We start from the raw sequence: 19,375 nt of genomic DNA, 5'->3' as shown, positions 1-19,375 counted from the left end.
GTCGTGGCCTGCGTCAGCGTGCGGATGCGCCGTCGTGCACCGCATAGCCTGCATTCTTCTGACGGAAGCGATACCCGACCGCGAGCACCGCGAGCCATACCGGGATCAGGTACACCGACAGGCGGAGATCCGGCGTCAGGTACATCACGACGAGAATGCCGGCCATGAAAGCCAGGCACAGGTAATTCGTGAAAGGATAGCCCAGACTGCGGAAGGAAGTCTCCTCCCCGGCTGCACGCTTGGCCTGGCGGAACTTCAGGTGGATCAGCGTGATCATCGCCCAGTTGATGATCAGCGCCGACACGACGAGGCCCATCAGCACCTCGAACGCCTTGCCCGGCATGAAGTAGTTGACCAGCACGCACACGCCGGTCGCGAGCGCCGACGCGCCGAGCGCGGCGAGCGGAATGCCGCGCTTGTTCACCGAGCACAGCACCTTCGGCGCGTTGCCCTGCTTCGCGAGGCCGAACAGCATCCGGCTGTTGCTGTACACGCCGCTGTTGTAGACCGACAGCGCGGCCGTCAGCACGACCACGTTCAGCACGTTGGCCACCAGGTTGCTGCTCAGCGCGTGGAAGATCAGCACGAACGGGCTGCCGCCGGTGACGACCTTTTCCCACGGGTACAGCGACAGCAGCACGGCGAGCGCGCCGATGTAGAAGATCAGGATGCGATAGATCACCTGGTTCGTCGCGCGCGGAATGCTGCGCTTCGGATCGTCGGCCTCGGCCGCGGTGATGCCGATCAGCTCCAGCCCGCCGAACGAGAACATGATCGCGGCCATCGACATCACGAGCCCCGACACGCCGTTCGGGAAGAAGCCGCCGTGCTGCCACAGGTTCCGGACACTCGCCTCCGGCCCCGCATGGCCGCTCGCGAGCAGCCAGCCGCCGAAGCCGATCATGCCGACGATCGCGGCCACCTTGATGATCGAGAACCAGAATTCCGTCTCGCCGTACGACTTCACGCTGGCCAGGTTGAGCAGGTTGATCGCGACGAAGAAGACCAGCGCCGACACCCAGGTCGGCACGCCCGGCCACCAGTACTGCACGTAGATCCCGACGGCCGACAGCTCGGCCATGCTGACGAGGATGTACAGCACCCAGTAGTTCCAGCCCGACAGGAAGCCGGTGAAGTGGCCGACGTACTTGTTGGCGAAGTAGCTGAACGAGCCGGCGACGGGCTCGTCGACGACCATCTCGCCGAGCTGGCGCATGATGAAGAACGCGACGATGCCGGCCACCGCGTAGCCGAGCAGCACCGACGGGCCGGCCATCTTGATCGTCTGCGCGATGCCGAGGAACAGCCCCGTGCCGAGCGCGCCGCCGAGCGCAATCAGCTGGATGTGCCGGTTCTTCAGCCCGCGCTTCAGGCCGTCGCTCTCGTTTCCAGAAACCATGTCTTCTCCACTCTGTCCGCCCCCGCCTGCAGCGGGGTGCGGCGCGCCTCGGTGTGCCGGGCGCTGTTTTGCTGTGCCGGGGCCGTTCGTGGAGCCGCCGGGTTGGGGACTGCAATCTTCGCGTGGCGGCGCCCGATTCGCGTCGGCGTGCCCGCCAGACCGGCCGCCGACCGTCGCCGCGCCCGCCTTGCTGCGTTCGCACACGAAAATCCGGCGTCAGTTTAGCGTCGCGACGGCGAAATCGGGTTTCGTAACCCGTTCATGCAAACCCTACATTATGAGATAAGATTGCATCCGGGAGACAGATGAGGAAACAAAAATGCATGAACCGGTTCTGGATCGCCTCGATCGCCACTTGCTCGCGATCCTGCAGGAGAACGGCCGCGCGTCGAACCTCGACCTGGCGAAGGCCGTCGGCCTGTCGCCCGCGCAGACGCTGCGCCGCCACCGGCGGCTGGAGGAAATCGGTGCGATCCGTCGCTACGAAACCCGGCTGTGCCCCGACACGCTCGGTTTCGGCGTGACCGCTTTCGTGCACGTGACGATGGAGCGCGGGCATATCCGCGACCTGTCGAAGTTCCAGAAACTGGTGTCCGATCTCGCGCAGATCCAGGAATGCTTCTCGGTGACGGGCGACATCGACTACGTGTTGAAGGTCGTCGCGCACGATCTGAAAGGCTTGTCGCGGTTCCTGCTCGAGACGCTGATGCGCATTCCCGGCGTGAGCGGCGTGCATTCGAGCGTGTGCCTCGACGAGATCAAGTGCACGAGTGCGATGCCGGTCGAGGCTTGATGGGGCGAGCCGCGCGCCAGGCCGGCCCCGTTATCTCACCGCTTCAAACGCACTGATCAGCAACGCCCCCGCCGCGATTACCGCGCAACCGGCCGCCCGGCGCGGCGTCAGCCGCTCGCCGAGATACACGCGCGCAATCAGCGCCGCGAACACCACGCTCGTTTCGCGCAGCGCCGACACCGGCCCCATCGGCGCGCGATCCATCGCCCAGATCACGATGCCGTATGCGAGCGCCGCGAACACGCCGCCGCACGCGGCCTTCGCCGTTTCGCCGACCTCCTGCGTCAGCCGCAGCGGCCCCGCCCGCAGCCGGTAGTACGCGGCCATCATCGCGCCCGTCAGCACGAACATCCACGCGGTATAGCCGACCGTGTTGCCGCTTTCCCGCACGCCGATCCCGTCGACCACGCTATAGGCCGCGATCGACACGCCGGTCGCGAACGCGGTCGGCAGCACCTGCATCATCCGGTGCGTGGCGCCTCGCCCGCGCTCCAGCCCGATCGCGAGGATGCCGGCGCAGATCAGCACGAGCCCTGCCTGCGCACCCAGGTTCAGCCGCTCGCCCGCGAATGCCGCCGCGCCGAGCGTGACGAGCAGCGGCGCGGTGCCGCGCGCGACCGGATACGCGACGCTCAGGTCGCCGTGCTCGTACGCGCGCACCAGCAGCAGCGTATAGACGACGTGCAGCACGGCCGACGCGACGACGCACGCCCAGCTCGCCGCCGCGATCGGCGCCGCGGCCGGCAGGAACAGCAGCGCGAACAGCCCGATCGCGATCTGCAGCACCGTGGCCGACCGGAGCCGGTCGCCGCTGCTGCGGACGAGCGCATTCCACGACGCGTGCAGGAACGCCGCACACAGGACCGCAAACAGAACGGGGATCGGCACGATGAATACTCGCTGACGGTCGGCCACGCGAAATCGTCGCCGCAGGGCGTTCATCGTAGGAATACGTCATCCGATTGTCAAAAAACGGGCGCCGCACCGCACCGTGCGCCGAGCCGTCGATGACGCCCTTTCGCCCGCCCCGCGCGGCATCCGCGGCAACCGGCCCACGCGCCGCGGGATGTGACACGAAGGTGGCATGCGGCCTGCCCCTTTCCGTTCACTTTCGCATCGCATTCCGCCGTAATGAAATCGATACCGCAGCGCAATCGCGACGAAACCACTCCGTCCCCATATCTTCATACGGGACTGTTCCAATGCGCGTGCTCGCTCAAGAGCTCCGCGCCGAACCGACACGGCGACGGGGCCGCTCTCCACCATCGAAGACCTTACCTGGAGTTTCCCGATGTTCCGTCAAGCCTTGCTCGTCACCGCCTGCGCAGCCGCGGCGCTGGCGCTGTTCGCCTGCGGCGGCAGCGACGATCCCACGTCGACGCCCGCCGTGTCGTCGCAGGATGCGCTGCAGACCGCCACGCCGATCAAGCACGTCGTCGTGATCTACGGAGAGAACATCTCGTTCGACCACTACTTCGGCACCTACCCGAACGCGACGAACCCGTCGGGCGAACCGGCGTTCACCGCCAAGTCCGGCACGCCGACGCCCAACGGCCTGACGGGCACGCTGCTCACCGCGAACCCGAACTTCACGAACACGGCAAACGGCACCGACGCGGCGAACCCGTTCCGCCTCGACCGCACGCAGGCCGCGACCGCCGACCAGAACCACGCGTACACGGCCGAGCAGCAGGCCGAGGACAACGGCCTCGCCGACCTGTTCCCGAAATACACCGGCAAGGGCTCGTCCGGCGGCGCCGGCGCGTTCGGCACGAAGGGCCAGGTGATGGGCTACTTCGACGGCAACACCGTGACCGCGCTGTGGAACTACGCGCAACGCTTCGCGATGAGCGACAACACGTTCACGACGGTCTACGGCCCGTCGACGCCGGGCGCGCTGAACGTCGTGTCGGGCCAGACCAACGGGATGCAGATCGTCAAGACGTCGAAGCAGCCGTCGACGCTCGCCGCCAGCTCGTACTACATCAATGACGGCCAGGGCGGCTTCACGATGATCAACGACGTCGACCCGGGCTTCGACGTGTGCTCGAGCACGACCGACCAGGCGATGATGACGGGCAAGAACATCGGCGACCTGCTGAACAGCGCGAAGATCACGTGGGGCGGCTTCATGGGCGGCTTCAACCTGTCGACGACGAACGGCAACGGCACCACGGGCTGCGCGCGCAGCACGGTCGCCACCGCCGTGAACGCCGCGACGGCCGACTACATCCCGCACCACAACTGGTTCCAGTACTACGCGTCGACCGCGAACCCGCAGCACACGCGCCCGAGCTCGGTCGCCGCGATCGGTTCGAGCCTCCAGACCGACGGCAAGACCGCCGAACCCGCGAACCACCAGTACGACACGGACGATTTCTTCGCCGCCGTGAAGGCCGGCAACTTCCCGTCGGTCAGCTACCTGAAGGCGCCGGCCGCGCAGGACGGGCACGCCGGCTATTCGGATCCGCTCGACGAGCAGGCGTTCGTGACGAAGGTCGTCAACTTCCTGCAACAGCAGCCGGACTGGCAGAACACGGCCGTGATCGTCACCTATGACGACTCGGACGGCTGGTACGACCACGTGTACACGGCGCCGACGCACGCGTCGTCGGACGCGGTCGACCAGGTCAACGGCAACGGCAAGTGCGGCACGGGCGGCACCACCGGCGTGAACGGCGCGACCGTGAACGGCCGTTGCGGCCCGGGCGTGCGCATTCCGCTCGTCGTGATCTCGCCGTACGCGAAGCAGAACTACGTCGACCACACGATGCTCGACCAGGCATCCGTCGTGCGCTTCATCGAGGACAACTGGCTCGGCGGCCAGCGCATCGGCGGCGGCTCGTTCGATGCGACGGCGGGCGACCTGCGCGCGTTGTTCGACTTCACGTCGAAGCCGAACACGACGCCGCTGTACCTCGACCCGACGCTCGGCACCGTATTGAGCTCGGCGCCGGCGATCTGACCGGTACGTCGTGACCGCATGGCCGGCGCAGCACGCGCCGGCCGTTTCCGTTTAACGCGCCGCTTCGTGCGGCGCCCGATTTCCGACCGACAGCATGACAGCCCGCCCCGCGTTCCCGTCTCCCGACACCACCGGCCCCCGCGCGTCGCGCACGCCGTCCCGCCTCCTGCGCCGCGCGGCGTTCGCGATCGGCGCCGCCGTGCTCGGCTACGGCGCGTTCGCGATCGCGTTCCCCGCGCAGGTGCCCGCGGCGATCGGCACCGTCGTCGCCGACTGGACCGGCGCGAACCCGCATCCGGTCGTGCTGCAGCGGCCCGCCGCGCAACCGCTGTCGGCGGTCGCGCAGCTCGGCCGCGCGCTGTTCGCCGATCCGTCGCTGTCCGCGTCGGGCAAGCAGTCGTGCGCGTCGTGCCACAGCCCGGATCATGCGTATGGCCCGCCGAATGCGCTCGACGTGCAGCCGGGCGGCCTCGCGATGACGCAGCAGGGCTATCGCCCGCCGCCGTCGCTGATGTACCTGTACCGTCAGCCGAACTTCAGCATCGGCCCCGATGCCGGTGAAAACGACGCCGCGCCGAGCGTCGCGCAGCAGGCCGCGTCGGCGGCCGGCGTCGTCAAGGCACAGAAGGTGGCCGGCACGTCGGCCGCGCCGCAACTCGTGCCGCAGGGCGGAATGTTCTGGGATGGCCGCGCCGATACGCTGCAGCAACAGGCGTTCGGTCCGCTGCTGAATCCGGTCGAGATGGCGAACGCGAGCGTCGACGACGTCGCGCGCAAGCTCAAGCAGTCGTCGCACCGCGCGCAGCTCGAGCAACTGTTCGGCCCGCGCGTGTTCGACAGCCCGCAGCTCGCGGTGTCGGAGGCGATGTTCGCGATCGCGCGCTATCAGGTGGAAGATCCGTCGTTCCATCCGTACAACAGCAAGTACGACCGCTGGCTCGAAGGCCGCGCGCGCCTCACGCAGGCCGAACTGCGCGGGCTGCGCCTGTTCAACGATCCGGACAAGGCGAATTGCGCGGGCTGCCACCTGTCGAAACCCGGCAAGGACGGGCTGCCGCCGATGTTCACCGATTACCAGTACGAGGCGCTCGGCGCGCCGCGCAACAAGGAACTGGCGCAGAACCGCAACCCGGCGTTCTACGATCTCGGCGTGTGCGGGCCGTTCCGCGACGACCTGAAGGACCAGACGCAGTATTGCGGGATGTTCCTGACGCCGACGCTGCGCAACGCGGCGACGCGCCACGTGTTCTTCCACAACGGCGTGTTCCACACGCTCGACCAGGTGATGGCGTTCTACAACGAGCGCAGCATCTCGCCGCGGAAGTTCTATTCGCGCGGCGCGGACGGCAAGGTCGACGAGTACGACGACATCCCGCCGAAGTATCGCGCGAACGTCGACGTGACCGATGCGCCGTTCGATCGCAAGCCGGGCGACAAGCCCGCGATGACGGCGCAGGACATCAAGGATATCGAAGCGTTCCTGGGTACGCTGAACGACGAGCCGGTGCGGCATTGAGTGCGGGATGACCGCCGCGCCGCGTCGTGTCAGCAGCGCGCGCGGATGCAGAGGAAGGCCGGGGCCAGCGACAGCTCCGCATGGAGCCGCTCCGATGCTACCTTCATCTCCGGCAGCGGCATAGGCTCGACGAACCGGTCGAGCCGCCAGCCGCTGTCGGCCACGGCGTTCAGGATGTCGGCGAGCGGCCGCCGCCACGCTTCGACATAGGGTTTCGGCTCACCGAAACCCGACCAGTGGAAGCCGAAGCGGGACGTATCGAAATAGGTGCCCTCGCCGCGCGTGCGTTCGTCCATCCAGTCTCGCATCGGATGCGCCATCGAAAACACGAGCGTGGCGCCCGGCCGCGCGACCCGCCTGAATTCGCGCAGCGTCGGCGCAAGGTCGCGCACGTAGTCGAACGCGAGCGAACAGACGATCTTGTCGAACGCCGCGTCGGGCAACCAGGCGAGCGGCCCCTCCAGATCGCCCTCCACGAGGTCGACCGCGAGGCCCTCGCAGCGTGTTCTCGCCAGCGCGACCATCTCCGGCGTGACGTCGAACGCATGCACCGTCGCGCCCTGGCGTGCGAGGTGTTCGCTGCAGATGCCGGGCCCGCAGCCGGCATCGAGCACCGCCAGGCCGTCGACGTCGCCCAGCAGCGCCATCGTCGCCGGACGTTCGTAGAGCGCGTTGTGCGCCTTCGTCGGCGCGATGTCGGCGTAGCGTTGCGCGAAGCTCGCGTATGCCTGGCGGCCGGGACGTTCGTTCGGATCGGTCATGCGGACTCCGTCGATGGAAACTGGGGGAGCCGATTCTGCCTGATCCGCCGGCGGGTGGCGACTCGGCGTCTCGCCTGCGTCACGACAGGCTGTCGAGCAGCCGATACCAGGCCACGCCGGCCGCGATATAGAAGCGCTGCAGCCCGTGAAACGGAATGGGCCGGATCGGCGTGCGCCGGAACGGCAGCGGCAATTGCGCATCGCCCGACAGGTGCGCGGCCAGATGCTTGCCGAGCGTCGTCGCCATCGCGATGCCGCGCCCGTTGTAGCCGAGCGCGATCGTCACGCCCGGCGCGGGCTCGTGCACGTGCGGCATGAAATCCGCGGTGATCGCGACGCGCCCGGCCCAGCGGTACTCGAACCGGACCCCCTTCAGTTGCGGATACAGCAGCGTCGTCGCACGCTCGAGATGGCGCCAGTCGCTCGTCGCACGCGGTTCCGCGAACGGGCCGCGGCCGCCCATCAGCAGGCGTCCCGCGGCATCGCGCCGGAAGTACAGCAGCAGGCGCCGTGCATCCGATGCGACCTCGCCGCCGGCGAGGATGTCGCGACCGAGTTCCGGCGCGAGCGGTTGCGTCGCGACGATGAAGCTGTTCGCGGCGATCACCGACTGGCGCAAGCCCGGCCACAGCCCGTCCGTATACCCGTTGGTCGCGATCACGACGCGGTCCGCCGATAGCGTCGCGCCGCCGGCCGTCGCGACCTGCCAGCGGCCGTCGGCACGCGTCAGCCCGACGGCGCGCGTCAGCCCGTGCACGACCGCCCCGCTCGCCTGCGCGGCACGCACGAGGCCGCGCGTATAGCTGAGCGGCTGCACGCTGCCCGCGCGACGATCGATCCAGCCGCCCGCATACGCATGCGTGCCGAGCCGGCGCGCGACCTCGTCGCGACCGAGCAGTTCGACCGGTGCGCCGCGCGCGGCCCACTGCCGCGCACGCCGGGCGACCGTGTCGAGCATCGCGGCAGTCGGCGCCGGCTGGATCCAGCCGTGGCGTCGCGCATCGCAGTCGATCGCGTGCCGCGCGATCAGGTCGAATACCGTGTCGGCCGCACCGCCGACCACGGCGGCTAGCTGCTCGCCGGCTTCGTCGCCGAACCGGCGGACCAATTCGTCGGGGTCGTATTTCAGGCCGGGGATCACTTGCCCGCCGTTGCGGCCGGACGCGCCCCAGCCCGGCTGCGCGCCGTCGATCACGCGCACGTTCACGCCGCGTTCGGCCAGGTGAAGCGCGGTCGATAGGCCCGTAAAGCCGGCGCCGACGATCGCCACGTCGCACGACGCGCAAGCGTCGAGCGCGGGTGTATCGGGTGCCGGCGCGGCGGTCGCCGCCCACAGCGAATCCGGCCACTGGGCGTCGGGCCATCCGGGTGCCGCGTTCCTTGCACTCATGTTCGATCCGGGTTGGCGGCGTCGTCCGACGCCAGCAGTCGACGCAGGAATTCCTGCGTGCGGGGATGCTTCGGCTGCGTGAGCACGTCGCGCGCGGATCCGCTTTCGCAGATGGTGCCGTCGTGCAGGAAACACACGCGATCGGCCACCTCGCGCGCGAATGCCATTTCGTGCGTGACGACCACCATGGTCATGCCGTCGCGCGCGAGGCCGCGCATCACGCCGAGCACTTCGCCGACGAGTTCGGGGTCGAGCGCCGACGTCGGTTCGTCGAACAGGATCGCCTGCGGCTCCATCGCGAGCGCGCGTGCGATCGCGACGCGCTGCTGCTGCCCGCCCGACAGCTCGGACGGATACGCATTCATCCGGTGCGCGAGCCCGACCTTGTCGAGCAGCGCGCGGGCCTGCTCGCGCGCTTGCGCGGCCGGCGTGCGGCGCACGTGGACCGGCCCTTCCATCACGTTCTCGAGCGCCGTGCGATGCGAGAACAGGTTGAAGCGCTGGAACACCATGCCGACCCGCATCCGCAGCTCGTGGATCCGTTTCGAATGCGCGTCGACCGTCACGCCGTCGATTGTGATCGATCCTTCGTCGTACGTCTCGAAGCCGTTGATACAGCGCAGCACGGTCGACTTGCCCGAGCCGGACGGCCCGATCAGGCACACGACCTCACCTTGCTGCACGTCGAGGCTGACGCCCTTCAGCACCGCGTGTTGCTGAAAGCGCTTGTGTATCGCATCGATCCGGATCATGCGCTTCTCCTCAGCGAGAGTCGCTTGCCGAGCCGGTTCACGCCGAACATCAGCGGCAGGCCGAGCGCGAGATACAGCAACGCGACGAGCGTATAGACGCTCATGTTCTGGAACGTCGACGACGCGATCAGCTGGCCGGCGCGCGTGATCTCCGCGACCGTGATCGTCGACGCGACCGATGAATCCTTCAGCAGCATCACCAGTGTGTTGCCGTAAGGCGGCAGCGCGATGCGGAACGCCTGCGGCAGCACCACGCGCCGCATGATCATCGGCCCGCGCATGCCGATCGCGTGCGCGGCTTCGATCTGGCCACGGTCGATCGCCTCGATGCCCGCGCGGAAGTTTTCCGCCTGGTAGGCCGAATACGCGATGCCGAGACCGAGCACCCCGGCCTGGAACGCCGATAGCTGGATGCCGAGATCGGGCAACACGAAGTACATGTAGAACAGCTGCACGATGATCGGCAGGCCGCGAATCACGTTGACGACCGTGCTCCCGACCGTCGACACGGCACGGTTGGGCGACACCTTCAGCAACGCGAGGATCAGCCCGAGCACCGAGCTGAGCACGAACGCGCATGCCGTGATCTCGATCGTGACCACCGCCCCCTTCAGCAGGATCGGCAGGAAATCGATCGCGTTCTGAAAAAACATGAGGTCTCCTATGCGACGGCCCTGCGGCACGTCGCAGTGGGTGCCCGCGATGCGCGGGCGATAGCGCTCGGGAATCCCGGGCGCGCGCTCAGCTCATGTGCCACTTCTGCAGGATCTGCTGCAGCGTGCCGTCGCCCTTCATTTTCCGGATCGCGCCGTTGAGTTGCTCGAGCGTCGCCGTGTCGCCCTTGCGCACGATGAAGCAGACCTGCCCCTTCACGACGCTCTGGTATTCGGGCACGAGCCGGACCTGGCGGTTGACGCCGTGTTCGATCTGATACGCGACGATCGGCTGGTCGGCGAAGCCGGCCTTGATGCGGCCAAGCGCGACGTCGCGCATGATGTCGGCGATCGAATCGTAGGTGCGGACTTCCTTGAAGATGCCCTTCTTGTTGAGTGCGTCGACGAACGCCGTACCGACCTGCGCGCCGACCACCTGCCCCTTGAAGTCGTCCATCGACGTGTAGCGGCCCGGGTCGTCCGCCTTCACGATCAGGCCTTCGCCGAACGTATAGACCGTGTCCGAGAAGTCGACGACCTGCTGGCGCGCCGGCGTTTTCAGCATCGCGGCCGAGATGATGTCGATCTTCTGCGTGGTGAGCGACGGGATCAGCGCCGAGAACACGGTCTGCTGCACGTCGACGCGAAACCCGGCCGACTTCCCGGCCGCGGTGATCGCATCGACCATCATCCCCTGGATCGAATTGCTCTTGACGTCGAGAAACGTGAACGGCACGCCGGTGGCCGTCGCGCCGACCTTCAGCGTGGGCTCGGCCGCACCGGCGCCGGCCGATGCCGTGGAGAAAGCGATGCAGGTGGCGAAACCGGCGGCCAGTGCGCCGAACCGCTTGATGAACGAAACCATGATGTCTCCTTCTCGAATACTTCGGTGCGCCGGCCGGTCGCGGATCGACACTGCGACGATGACCCGATCTTAAAACGAATCAAAAATATCGCAAAAAGATTTTTGAGTATCGATATGCGATACGCTATGATGCGATATCGAATCGATTCGGCCCCTTGCCCATGGAAACGTCGCCCGATCAGTCAAACGACCTGCTGTTCAACCAGTCGCTGGAGAAAGGGCTGAACGTGTTGCGCGCGTTCAGCGCGAAGCGGCGCACGATGACGCTGGCGGAAGTGGCCGATGCGGCCGGCATGACGAAGAGCTCGGCGCAGCGGATGGTCTATACGCTCGAGAAGCTCGGTTACATCCGCAAGCATCCGGTTACGCGGCGCTACCAGCTCACGCCGCACGTGATGCGGATCGGCTTCAACTATCTCGCGGCCGATACGCTGATCGACGTGGCCAATCCGTTCCTGTCCGAACTCACGAACCTGACCGGCGAAACCACCAACCTCACCGAGCCGGACGAGGACGAGATGGTGTACGTCGCGCGTTTCGTGTCGACGAAGTTCGTGCCGATCCACATGCCGATCGGCAGCCGCATCCCGATGTATTGCACCGGTTCCGGCCGTGCATTCCTGAGCGCGCTGCCGCCCGCCGACGCGCGCGCGCGTCTCGACGGCATGGCGCGTCCGCTGCACACGCCGCGCACGGTCACGGCGCTCGACGAACTCGTCGCGCTGCTCGACAGCGCGCGGCTCGAAGGCTATGCCACCAACCAGGAGGAGCTGTTCATCGGCGACATGTCGATTGCCGCGCCCGTGCTCGGCAGCCAGGGGCAGCCGGTGGCCGCCGTGCACGTGGTGGCGCCGACGAGCCGCTGGACCTTCGACGACGCGCGCCGCAAGCTCGCGCCGGCCGTGATCGACTGCGCACGCGGCATCAGCAATTCGATCCGGACGCTCGAGTAGCACTTGCCACATGGCAGACGCCGCGTGCGCCCTGTCGCAGCACGTCGGGTTGCACGACGCGCGAGTGCCGCTGCCAATATCCTTGCCCGCGCCGGACGCCTGCTCGTACGCGGTAGCCGGGCCCGTCCTGCCACCGGCCTGGCAGCCGCTTCACACCTCCTCCTCCGCGTTTTCCCCGATCCCGTTCGACTTGACTCGATGCCTTCGATCGTCAACACTTCGCACATTGCAAGTGTGATCACACATCACAGATCAAACCTCGGAGAACCCGTCTTGGCGCCTCGTATCGTCACGCCCGCACTGAAAGCCGTTGAACAGGAAACGATGGCCGACAAGGTCTACCAGCAACTGCGCGAAGCGCTGATGAGCGGCCGTTTCGCGCCCGGCCAGGCATTGAGCCTGCGCAGCGTCGCCGAGGCGGTCGGCTCGTCGACGATGCCCGTGCGCGCCGCACTCACCCGGCTGCACGCCGAGCGCGCGCTGGTCGACGGCCCGAATCGCGCGCTCGTCGTGCCGCCGATGACGCTCGACATGCTCGACGAGTTGCGCGACGTGCGTATCGCACTCGAAGGCTGCATCGCCGAACGCGCGTGCGGACGCATGAGCGACGCGCAGGTCGCGGCCGTGCGCAAGACCTGCGAGACGATGCAGGCGCACGCCGAGGCAGGCCGCTCGCGCGCTTACCTGCAAAGCAATTTCGCGTTCCACAGCGCGATCTACGCGCACGGCGCAAGCGAAAGCACGCTCGCGATCGTCGAGAACCTGTGGATGCGCGTCGGCCCCTTCCTCAACATGGTCGCGCTCGACATCCCGCACATGCGGCGCTCGATGGATGCGCACCGCGCCATCGTCGATGCGCTCGAACGGCGCGACGGCGCAGGCGTGCGCGCAGGCATCGCGCTCGACATCGGCGGCGCGGCACACGATCTCGCCGAGACGCTGCGGGCGGAACAGACCCCGCGGACCGTGAACGCGAAGCCGTAGCGGCCACCTGCCGCGGGCGCCCGGTCGCGAGCGTCCGCGATCCGACTACATCAACGATGGAGACAACCCGGCATGACAGCTTCCGACCTGCTGAAACCCTATGACGGCCTGCGCGTCCTCGTGACGGGCGGCGCATCGGGCATCGGTCTTGAAATCGCGGACGCGTTCGCCGAATGCGGCGCGCACGTACATGTATGCGACGCGTCGCAAGCCGCGATTGCAGCGCTCGCCGACCGGCCGCCGCGCGCCGGAGCCGGCGCGATCAGTGCGACGCTGGCCGACGTCTCCGATCCGGCCGCCGTCGAACGCGTGTTCGCCGACGTATCGGCCACGCTCGGCGGCCTCGACGTGCTCGTCAACAATGCCGGCATCGCCGGTCCGACCGGCGGCATCGACGAAATCGACCCGGTGCAGTGGGAACAAACCGTCGCGATCAACCTGACCGCGCAATTCCAGTTCGCGCGCCACGCGGTGCCGCTGCTGCGCAACGCGAAGCACGGCGGCGCGATCATCGCGCTGTCGTCGGTCGCAGGCCGGCTCGGTTACGCGTTCCGCACGCCGTATGCGGCAACCAAATGGGCCGTGGTCGGCCTCGTGAAGAGCCTCGCGATCGAACTCGGCCCGCTCGGCATTCGCGTGAACGCCATTCAACCCGGCATCGTGCGCGGCCCGCGGATGCGCCGCGTGATCCAGGCACGGGCGCAGCAGCTCGGCATCGGTTACGACGAAATGGAGACGCGCTATCTCGAGAAGATCTCGCTGCGGCGCATGACCGACCCGGCCGAGATCGCCGCGACCGCGCTGTTCCTGTGCTCGCCGGGCGGGCACGGGATCACGGGCCAAGCGATCTCCGTCTGCGGCAACGTCGAAGTGCTCTGACGCACCCTGCATCGTTCACCGAAAGGAATCCATCCATGGCCAACGCTCGCAAAGTCATCATCACCTGTGCGCCGACCGGCGCGATCCATACGCCGTCGATGTCGCCGTACCTGCCCGTCACGCCGCACGAGATCGAAACCGCCGCCGTCGCGGCCGCCGAGGCCGGCGCAGCGATCCTGCATCTCCACGCACGCAATCCGTCCGACGGCAAGCCGACCCAGGATCCGGCCGTGTTCGCCGAATTCCTGCCGCGCATCAAGGCGCAAACCGACGCGGTGATCAACCTCACGTCGGGCGGCAGCCCGCACATGACGGTCGACGAACGCCTCCAGCCCGCCCTGCATTTCCAGCCCGAAGTCGCATCGCTGAACATGGGCTCGATGAACTTCGGGCTGTACCCGATGCTCGAGCGCTTTCGCGAGCTGAAGCATCCGTGGGAACGCGAACATCTCGAGAAGAGCCGCGACCTCGTGTTCAAGAACACGTTCGCCGATATCGAAACGATCCTCACGCGCTGTGGGGCGAACGGCACGCGCTTCGAATTCGAGTGCTACGACATTTCGCACCTGTACAACCTTGCGCATTTTGTCGACCGCGGGCTCGCGAAGCCGCCGTTCTTCGTGCAAAGCGTGTTCGGCCTGCTCGGCGGGATCGGTGCACACCCGGAAGACCTGATGCACATGCGCCGCACGGCCGACCGCCTGTTCGGCGGCGATTACGTGTGGTCGATCCTCGGCGCCGGCCGCAACCAGATTCCGCTCGCGACGATCGGCGCGGCCCAGGGCGCGAACGTGCGCGTCGGGCTCGAGGATTCGCTGTGGATCGCGCCGGGCACGCTCGCGGAATCGAGCGCCGCGCAGGTCCTGAAAATGCGGCAGGTGCTCGAGGGCCTGTCGCTCGAGATCGCGACTCCGGCCGAGGCGCGCGCGATGCTCGCGCTCAAGGGCGGCGACGCGGTGAATTTCTGATCGCCGGGTAGCGCCCCAACACCAGAATCCGCAAGCGCAGTGACAAGGCGCCGGCCCGAGCCGGCCGGCGCCAGGACGCCCATCATCGCCCCGCTCCGTTCGAGCGCTGCCGGCGCGGCTCCGTCGTCTGCCCATCCGCTGCATGCATCGCAGCGGCATCTGCCGAACGCGGCGCACCGTGCTTGCCGTGCGCGCCGGTTCGCCCTTACCGGAGTCGTCCGCATGTCCACTCATCACGCCCAGGCCCTGTCTTCCGCCGCCGGCGACGCGAGCGCGTCGCTGAACCGGCTGCTGTTCCGCAAACTCCTGCCGCTGCTGATCGCCGCGTATGTGATCAGCTTCCTCGACCGCACCAACATCGCGTTCGCCAAACATTCGATGGGGGTCGATCTCGGCATTTCATCGGCCGCGTACGGACTCGGCGCGGGGCTGTTCTTCCTGACCTATGCGCTCTTCGAAATTCCGAGCAACCTGATCATGCATCGCGTCGGCGCGCGCTTCTGGATCACGCGGATCATGATCACGTGGGGCGCACTGTCGGTCGCCATGGCATTCGTCAGCGGCGAGACGTCGTTCTACGTGATGCGCCTGCTGCTCGGGGCCGCCGAAGCCGGCCTGTTTCCCGGCGTGATGCTGTACCTGACGTACTGGTTCGGCCGCGAGGAGCGTGCGCGCGCAACCGGCTATTTCCTGCTGGGCGTGTGCATCGCAAACATCGTCGGCGGGCCGCTGGCCGGCGCGCTGATCGAACTCGACGGCACGCTCGGCTTCCACGGCTGGCAATGGCTGTTCGTCGTCGAAGGCATTCCGGCGATCCTGCTCGCATTCGTCGTGTGGACACGGCTGCCGGATCGTCCGAGCACCGCGCCGTGGCTCTCCCCGGAAACCGGGCGCGCACTCGAACGCACGCTGGCCGCCGAGCAGGATGCGGGCGCCGGCGCGCACGGCGGCCATGCGTTCGGCGCCGCGCTGCGCGATCCGCAGATCTGGCTCGCGATCTTCGTGTACTTCTGCCACCAGTTGACCATCTACACGGTGATTTTCTTCCTGCCGGGCATCATCGGCGCATCGGGACGCTTCTCGCCGTTCGCGGTCGGGTTGTTGACCGCGCTGCCCTGGCTCGCCGCCGCCTGTGGCGCCGCCACGCTGCCGCGCTTTGCGCGCGAGTCGCGGCATTCGCGCCGGATGCTGTGTGCGGGGCTGGTCGTGATGGCGGCCGGGATGGTCGGCGCCGCGCATGCGTCGCCTGCCGCGGGGCTCCTGTGCGTGTGCGTGGCCGCATTCATGTTCTTCGTCGTTCAGTCGATCGTCTTCACGTTTCCCGCGTCGCGGCTCGCCGGTAACGCACTGGCCGGCGGACTCGGACTGGTGAATACGTGCGGGTTGCTCGGCGGCTTCGTCGGACCGACCGTCGTCGGTGCGATCGAACAGGCCACCGGCAATGCGAAGAACGGGTTGACGCTGCTGGCGGCCGCGCTCGTCATCGCGGCGTTCGCCAGCCTCGCGTTGCGGCACGGGCACGAGCGGCCGGACGCGCGGTCGCACGGCTGACGGCAGGCCGGATTCGGGATCGCGAGAGGCGGACGTGTACGCCGCCCGTCTCTCGCGTCGCCCCGTCAGAACAGATACATCCCCGCGACGAACACGACGCCCGAGAACAGCAGCGTCGTCACGCAATACCCCATGATGTCGCGCACGCCGAGCCCGGCGATCGCCAGCGCGGGCAGCGCCCAGAACGGCTGCGCCATGTTGGTCCAGGCCTCGCCGTACGCAATCGCCATCGCGGCCTTGCCGAGATCGGCGCCGAGCGCCTGGGCCGCCGGCATCACGAACGGGCCCTGCACGACCCAGTGGCCGCCGCCGGACGGCACCGCGAAATTGATCACGGCCGAGCTCAGGAACGCGAGCAGCGGGAACGTGTGCACGTTCGCGATATCGACGAACCACTTCGTGATCACGCCCGCGAGCCCCGAGTGATCCATCAGCGCCTGGATGCCTGCGTAGAACGGGAACTGAATCATGATCCCCGATGCGCCGCGCGCCGCGCCGGCCACTGCGCGCGCATAGGCCATCGGCGTACGGTGCAGCAGGATGCCGGCTGCGAGGAACGCGAGGTTCACGGTGTCGATATCGAGCGCGAAGCCCTTCTGCACGAATTTCAGCACGAGGAACGCCGCGCACAGCGCCGCGACGAGGACCGACAGCAAGCGGCTTTCCTCCAGCCGTTCGGCGAACGTCGCGTCGGGCCCGAGCTGGCGCTCGACGCTCGGCGGTTCGGCCAGCAGCGCCGGATCGACGCTGACGACGTCACCCGGCTTCGGCATCATCATGCGCGCGAGGAACGGCAGCATCACGATCAGGCCGATCGTGATGAACGCGTTGTAGCCGGTGAAGATCGTCTCCGACACGGGAATCAGCCCGATCGTTTTCTCCATCGGATTGCCCTTCGTGGCCGCGACGAGCGGGACCGAGCCCGACAAGCCGCCGTGCCAGCTCAGGAAGCCCATGTAGGCGGACGCAACGAGCAGCCGGTAATCGCTGCCGGCGACACGGCGCGCCACTTCGCGTGCGAGCATCGCGCCGAGCACGAGGCCGAAGCCCCAGTTGATCGCGCACGCGAGCGCGCCGACGAACGCGACGAGCATCACGCCCTGCCCCGGCGTGCGCGCGGTGCTCGCAAGCGCCACGAGCATGCGCTTCACGGGCGGCGAACTCGCGAGTGCGTGACCGGTGACGAGGATCATCACCATTTGCATCGAGAACGCGAGCAGGTTCCAGAAACCCGAACCCCACATCGTCGTGAGCTGCACGGGCGTGTTCGGCGTGAGGCCGAACGCGAGCGCGAACGTGACGATCGTCAGCAGGATCGCGAAAATCAACGGGTCGGGCAACACGCGGTGGACCACCTGCGTGAAGAATTGGGAAATGCGCTGTATCAACTTGAGCTCCTCGTTTCCTGATAGGGACGTCCGCGCGTGTCGTTGTTGGTGGAGGCGCGGAAACGCGCGGATTCTTGCACAGAACCGGCGGACGCGCTTTGGAGCACGCGGCTGCGATCGCGTGCTGGCGCGGATGGAGAAACAGGGAGAAAAACGACGACCGGCGGTGCAATCGGCACCGCCGGTGGAAAGGACCGACGCGTGTGCGTTAGCGAACGGCCGTCGCAGGCGTGCTCACGGCTGCAACCGGATTCGCCCGCCGCTCCGCCAGCCGCTGCGCGAACCGGTACGCAACGAGCGAGCCGGCCACCGCAAGCAGCATCGGCACGAGGCTGTCGTGGTTCGCGCGCGTGAATTCGAGCAGCAGCACGACCGCCGTGATCGGCATCTGCATCGACGCGGCGAGAAACGCGGTCGCGCCGATCAATGCGCATCCGCCGATCAACGCGCCCGGCCATACAAGGCTCCACAGCCCGCCGAGCACGACGCCGAGCAACGCGCCGTTCGCGAGGCCCGGCGTCAGCAGGCCGCCTTCCGCACCCGCCCGCAGGCTGCCGGCCTCGATCAGTACTTTCAGCACGAGCAGCACAGCGGCGAAACCAATCGTCAACGTGCCGTCGAAGCCCAGCGACGCCGGGCCCTTGCCGTTGCCGAGCAAGGGCGGAAACCCCATCGCGAGCACGCCGATCATCGCGAAGTTGATCAGTGCGAGCACCGGCAACCGCCCGTCTTTCGGCGCGTTTGCCCGGGCACGTGTGGTGAGCCGCACGAAGCCGTACGCGGCGAAGCCGAACAGCGGACCGCAGACGATCGACCACGCCACCAGCGGCGTGCTCAGCACGAACGGCGGCACCGTGTACTGGTGTTCGTTGCCGAGGCCGATCCACGCAACGGCTGCCGCAATCGCCGACGTCGCGACCGCCACGACCAGTGCACGCAGTTCGAACGTGCCGAGCAGCACTTCGAGCACGAAGATCGCGCCGCCGAGCGGCACGTTATAGACGGCAGCGAGCCCCGCACCGGCACCGCACGCGACCATCAGCCGGCAGTCGTCGGGCGTGAGCCCCGCCGCATGCGCAAGCCGCCCGGCGAGCAGCGAACCGATCTCGCGCGGCGCGACTTCGCGGCCGAGCGGCGAGCCGAGCGCGACGGTGACGATCTGCAGCAGCGCGTGAACCGTCGTGCTGACGACCGGCATCCGCGGATCGGCTGCACGCACTGCGCGGCGAATGCTGACGAGCGGCCGGCCATACCGGTACAACGCCCACCAGCCGCCGCCGGCGACGATCCCGCAGACGACCAGCACCGCGAGACGGCGCAGCGGATCGGCGCCGGTCACGCCGGTGAGGAAGCTCTCGGTGCCGATCACGTGCGCGACGCTGTAGCCGTACGCAACATGCTGGATCGCATGCAGCAGCAGTGCGAGCAGCATGCCGCCGAGGCCCGCGCCGACGCCGGTCAGGATCGTGACGACGGCTACGCGCGCGAACGGGCTGGCGGCCGGCGAGGAGGATGCGGGGGCGGACGAGAGGTCGGGGCGCATGGTGTCGGCGAATGG

The 19,375-nt window shown here is 67.8% G+C and carries 17 protein-coding genes; 8 read left to right on the top strand and 9 right to left on the bottom strand.

Annotation, left to right across the window (positions count from 1 at the left end):
* Positions 1-13 precede the first annotated feature (13 nt).
* Positions 14-1,399, bottom strand: a complete 1,386-nt coding sequence (locus CFB39_RS24810) for an amino acid permease (RefSeq protein WP_069251526.1) — start codon at positions 1,397-1,399, stop codon at positions 14-16.
* A gap of 319 nt (positions 1,400-1,718) precedes the next feature.
* Between CFB39_RS24810 and CFB39_RS24805 the strand changes: the two genes are divergently transcribed.
* Positions 1,719-2,192: an Lrp/AsnC family transcriptional regulator gene (locus tag CFB39_RS24805; protein WP_039367332.1), complete on the top strand. Its 474-nt coding sequence runs from the start codon at positions 1,719-1,721 to the stop codon at positions 2,190-2,192.
* Positions 2,193-2,222: 30 nt separating this feature from the next.
* On the opposite strand, the gene CFB39_RS24800 is transcribed toward CFB39_RS24805, so the two are convergent.
* Entirely contained in the window at positions 2,223-3,134 is a 912-nt protein-coding gene (locus CFB39_RS24800; RefSeq protein WP_089474820.1) for an EamA family transporter, read from the bottom strand.
* Positions 3,135-3,483: 349 nt separating this feature from the next.
* On the opposite strand from CFB39_RS24800, the gene CFB39_RS24795 reads away from it, so the two are divergent.
* Both CFB39_RS24795 and CFB39_RS24790 read left to right on the top strand, forming a co-directional pair.
* Positions 3,484-5,157 carry a phospholipase C gene (locus CFB39_RS24795; RefSeq protein ID WP_089474819.1) on the top strand — a complete coding sequence of 558 codons (1,674 nt, stop codon included), beginning with the start codon at positions 3,484-3,486 and terminating at the stop codon, positions 5,155-5,157.
* 94 nt (positions 5,158-5,251) lie between these two features.
* On the top strand, positions 5,252-6,673 hold the full coding sequence (locus tag CFB39_RS24790) for a cytochrome-c peroxidase (protein WP_089474818.1): 1,422 nt from the start codon (positions 5,252-5,254) through the stop codon (positions 6,671-6,673).
* A gap of 29 nt (positions 6,674-6,702) precedes the next feature.
* Here CFB39_RS24790 and CFB39_RS24785 read toward each other — a convergent pair whose 3' ends face one another.
* The 5 genes from CFB39_RS24785 to CFB39_RS24765 form a co-directional block, all read right to left on the bottom strand.
* Positions 6,703-7,434, bottom strand: a complete 732-nt coding sequence (locus tag CFB39_RS24785) for a class I SAM-dependent methyltransferase (protein ID WP_089474817.1) — start codon at positions 7,432-7,434, stop codon at positions 6,703-6,705.
* 79 nt (positions 7,435-7,513) lie between these two features.
* Positions 7,514-8,824, bottom strand: a complete 1,311-nt coding sequence (locus tag CFB39_RS24780) for an FAD-binding oxidoreductase (protein WP_089474816.1) — start codon at positions 8,822-8,824, stop codon at positions 7,514-7,516.
* The gene (locus CFB39_RS24775; RefSeq protein ID WP_089432649.1) at positions 8,821-9,576 is read right to left on the bottom strand and encodes an amino acid ABC transporter ATP-binding protein; all 756 of its coding nucleotides are present in this window, start codon (positions 9,574-9,576) and stop codon (positions 8,821-8,823) included. Before CFB39_RS24775 ends, CFB39_RS24780 begins: the two co-directional genes overlap by 4 nt.
* Entirely contained in the window at positions 9,573-10,229 is a 657-nt protein-coding gene (locus tag CFB39_RS24770) for an amino acid ABC transporter permease (RefSeq protein WP_046547751.1), read from the bottom strand. Before CFB39_RS24770 ends, CFB39_RS24775 begins: the two co-directional genes overlap by 4 nt.
* 88 nt (positions 10,230-10,317) lie before the next feature.
* Complete coding sequence (locus CFB39_RS24765; RefSeq protein ID WP_089474815.1) at positions 10,318-11,094, bottom strand: ABC transporter substrate-binding protein; 777 nt, start codon at positions 11,092-11,094, stop codon at positions 10,318-10,320.
* 161 nt (positions 11,095-11,255) lie between these two features.
* Here CFB39_RS24765 and CFB39_RS24760 point away from each other — a divergent pair, with 161 nt between their 5' ends.
* The 5 genes from CFB39_RS24760 (at position 11,256) to CFB39_RS24740 (ending at position 16,429) form a co-directional block, all read left to right on the top strand.
* Complete coding sequence (locus CFB39_RS24760) at positions 11,256-12,047, top strand: IclR family transcriptional regulator (RefSeq protein ID WP_089474814.1); 792 nt, start codon at positions 11,256-11,258, stop codon at positions 12,045-12,047.
* A gap of 273 nt (positions 12,048-12,320) precedes the next feature.
* Positions 12,321-13,031 carry a GntR family transcriptional regulator gene (locus tag CFB39_RS24755; protein ID WP_089474813.1) on the top strand — a complete coding sequence of 237 codons (711 nt, stop codon included), beginning with the start codon at positions 12,321-12,323 and terminating at the stop codon, positions 13,029-13,031.
* 72 nt (positions 13,032-13,103) lie between these two features.
* A complete protein-coding gene (locus CFB39_RS24750) occupies positions 13,104-13,910 on the top strand; it encodes an SDR family oxidoreductase (protein ID WP_089474812.1) in 807 nt (268 codons plus the stop codon).
* Between the two features lie 35 nt (positions 13,911-13,945).
* The gene (locus tag CFB39_RS24745; protein WP_089474811.1) at positions 13,946-14,878 is read left to right on the top strand and encodes a 3-keto-5-aminohexanoate cleavage protein; all 933 of its coding nucleotides are present in this window, start codon (positions 13,946-13,948) and stop codon (positions 14,876-14,878) included.
* Positions 14,879-15,100: 222 nt separating this feature from the next.
* Positions 15,101-16,429 carry an MFS transporter gene (locus CFB39_RS24740; protein ID WP_089474810.1) on the top strand — a complete coding sequence of 443 codons (1,329 nt, stop codon included), beginning with the start codon at positions 15,101-15,103 and terminating at the stop codon, positions 16,427-16,429.
* A 65-nt stretch (positions 16,430-16,494) separates the two neighbouring features.
* On the opposite strand, the gene CFB39_RS24735 is transcribed toward CFB39_RS24740, so the two are convergent.
* Positions 16,495-17,817 carry a TIGR00366 family protein gene (locus CFB39_RS24735; protein WP_046547743.1) on the bottom strand — a complete coding sequence of 441 codons (1,323 nt, stop codon included), beginning with the start codon at positions 17,815-17,817 and terminating at the stop codon, positions 16,495-16,497.
* A 208-nt stretch (positions 17,818-18,025) separates the two neighbouring features.
* Positions 18,026-19,360, bottom strand: a complete 1,335-nt coding sequence (locus CFB39_RS24730; protein ID WP_089475658.1) for a chloride channel protein — start codon at positions 19,358-19,360, stop codon at positions 18,026-18,028.
* Between the last annotated feature and the right edge of the window lie 15 nt (positions 19,361-19,375).

The organism is Burkholderia sp. AU6039 (assembly GCF_002223365.1).
Classification (GTDB): Bacteria; Pseudomonadota; Gammaproteobacteria; order Burkholderiales; family Burkholderiaceae; genus Burkholderia.
Note: the sequence above shows the minus strand (reverse complement) of the source record. Positions and strands in the feature narration are given on the sequence as shown.

What these genes read in the sequence shown, in the direction of transcription:
- CFB39_RS24810 (WP_069251526.1), bottom strand. Translation starts at nt 1,399, where the DNA reads ATGGTTTCTGGAAACGAGAGCGACGGCCTGAAGCGCGGGCTGAAGAAC.
- CFB39_RS24805 (WP_039367332.1), top strand. Translation starts at nt 1,719, where the DNA reads ATGCATGAACCGGTTCTGGATCGCCTCGATCGCCACTTGCTCGCGATC.
- CFB39_RS24800 (WP_089474820.1), bottom strand. Translation starts at nt 3,134, where the DNA reads ATGAACGCCCTGCGGCGACGATTTCGCGTGGCCGACCGTCAGCGAGTA.
- CFB39_RS24795 (WP_089474819.1), top strand. Translation starts at nt 3,484, where the DNA reads ATGTTCCGTCAAGCCTTGCTCGTCACCGCCTGCGCAGCCGCGGCGCTG.
- CFB39_RS24790 (WP_089474818.1), top strand. Translation starts at nt 5,252, where the DNA reads ATGACAGCCCGCCCCGCGTTCCCGTCTCCCGACACCACCGGCCCCCGC.
- CFB39_RS24785 (WP_089474817.1), bottom strand. Translation starts at nt 7,434, where the DNA reads ATGACCGATCCGAACGAACGTCCCGGCCGCCAGGCATACGCGAGCTTC.
- CFB39_RS24780 (WP_089474816.1), bottom strand. Translation starts at nt 8,824, where the DNA reads ATGAGTGCAAGGAACGCGGCACCCGGATGGCCCGACGCCCAGTGGCCG.
- CFB39_RS24775 (WP_089432649.1), bottom strand. Translation starts at nt 9,576, where the DNA reads ATGATCCGGATCGATGCGATACACAAGCGCTTTCAGCAACACGCGGTG.
- CFB39_RS24770 (WP_046547751.1), bottom strand. Translation starts at nt 10,229, where the DNA reads ATGTTTTTTCAGAACGCGATCGATTTCCTGCCGATCCTGCTGAAGGGG.
- CFB39_RS24765 (WP_089474815.1), bottom strand. Translation starts at nt 11,094, where the DNA reads ATGGTTTCGTTCATCAAGCGGTTCGGCGCACTGGCCGCCGGTTTCGCC.
- CFB39_RS24760 (WP_089474814.1), top strand. Translation starts at nt 11,256, where the DNA reads ATGGAAACGTCGCCCGATCAGTCAAACGACCTGCTGTTCAACCAGTCG.
- CFB39_RS24750 (WP_089474812.1), top strand. Translation starts at nt 13,104, where the DNA reads ATGACAGCTTCCGACCTGCTGAAACCCTATGACGGCCTGCGCGTCCTC.
- CFB39_RS24745 (WP_089474811.1), top strand. Translation starts at nt 13,946, where the DNA reads ATGGCCAACGCTCGCAAAGTCATCATCACCTGTGCGCCGACCGGCGCG.
- CFB39_RS24740 (WP_089474810.1), top strand. Translation starts at nt 15,101, where the DNA reads ATGTCCACTCATCACGCCCAGGCCCTGTCTTCCGCCGCCGGCGACGCG.
- CFB39_RS24730 (WP_089475658.1), bottom strand. Translation starts at nt 19,360, where the DNA reads ATGCGCCCCGACCTCTCGTCCGCCCCCGCATCCTCCTCGCCGGCCGCC.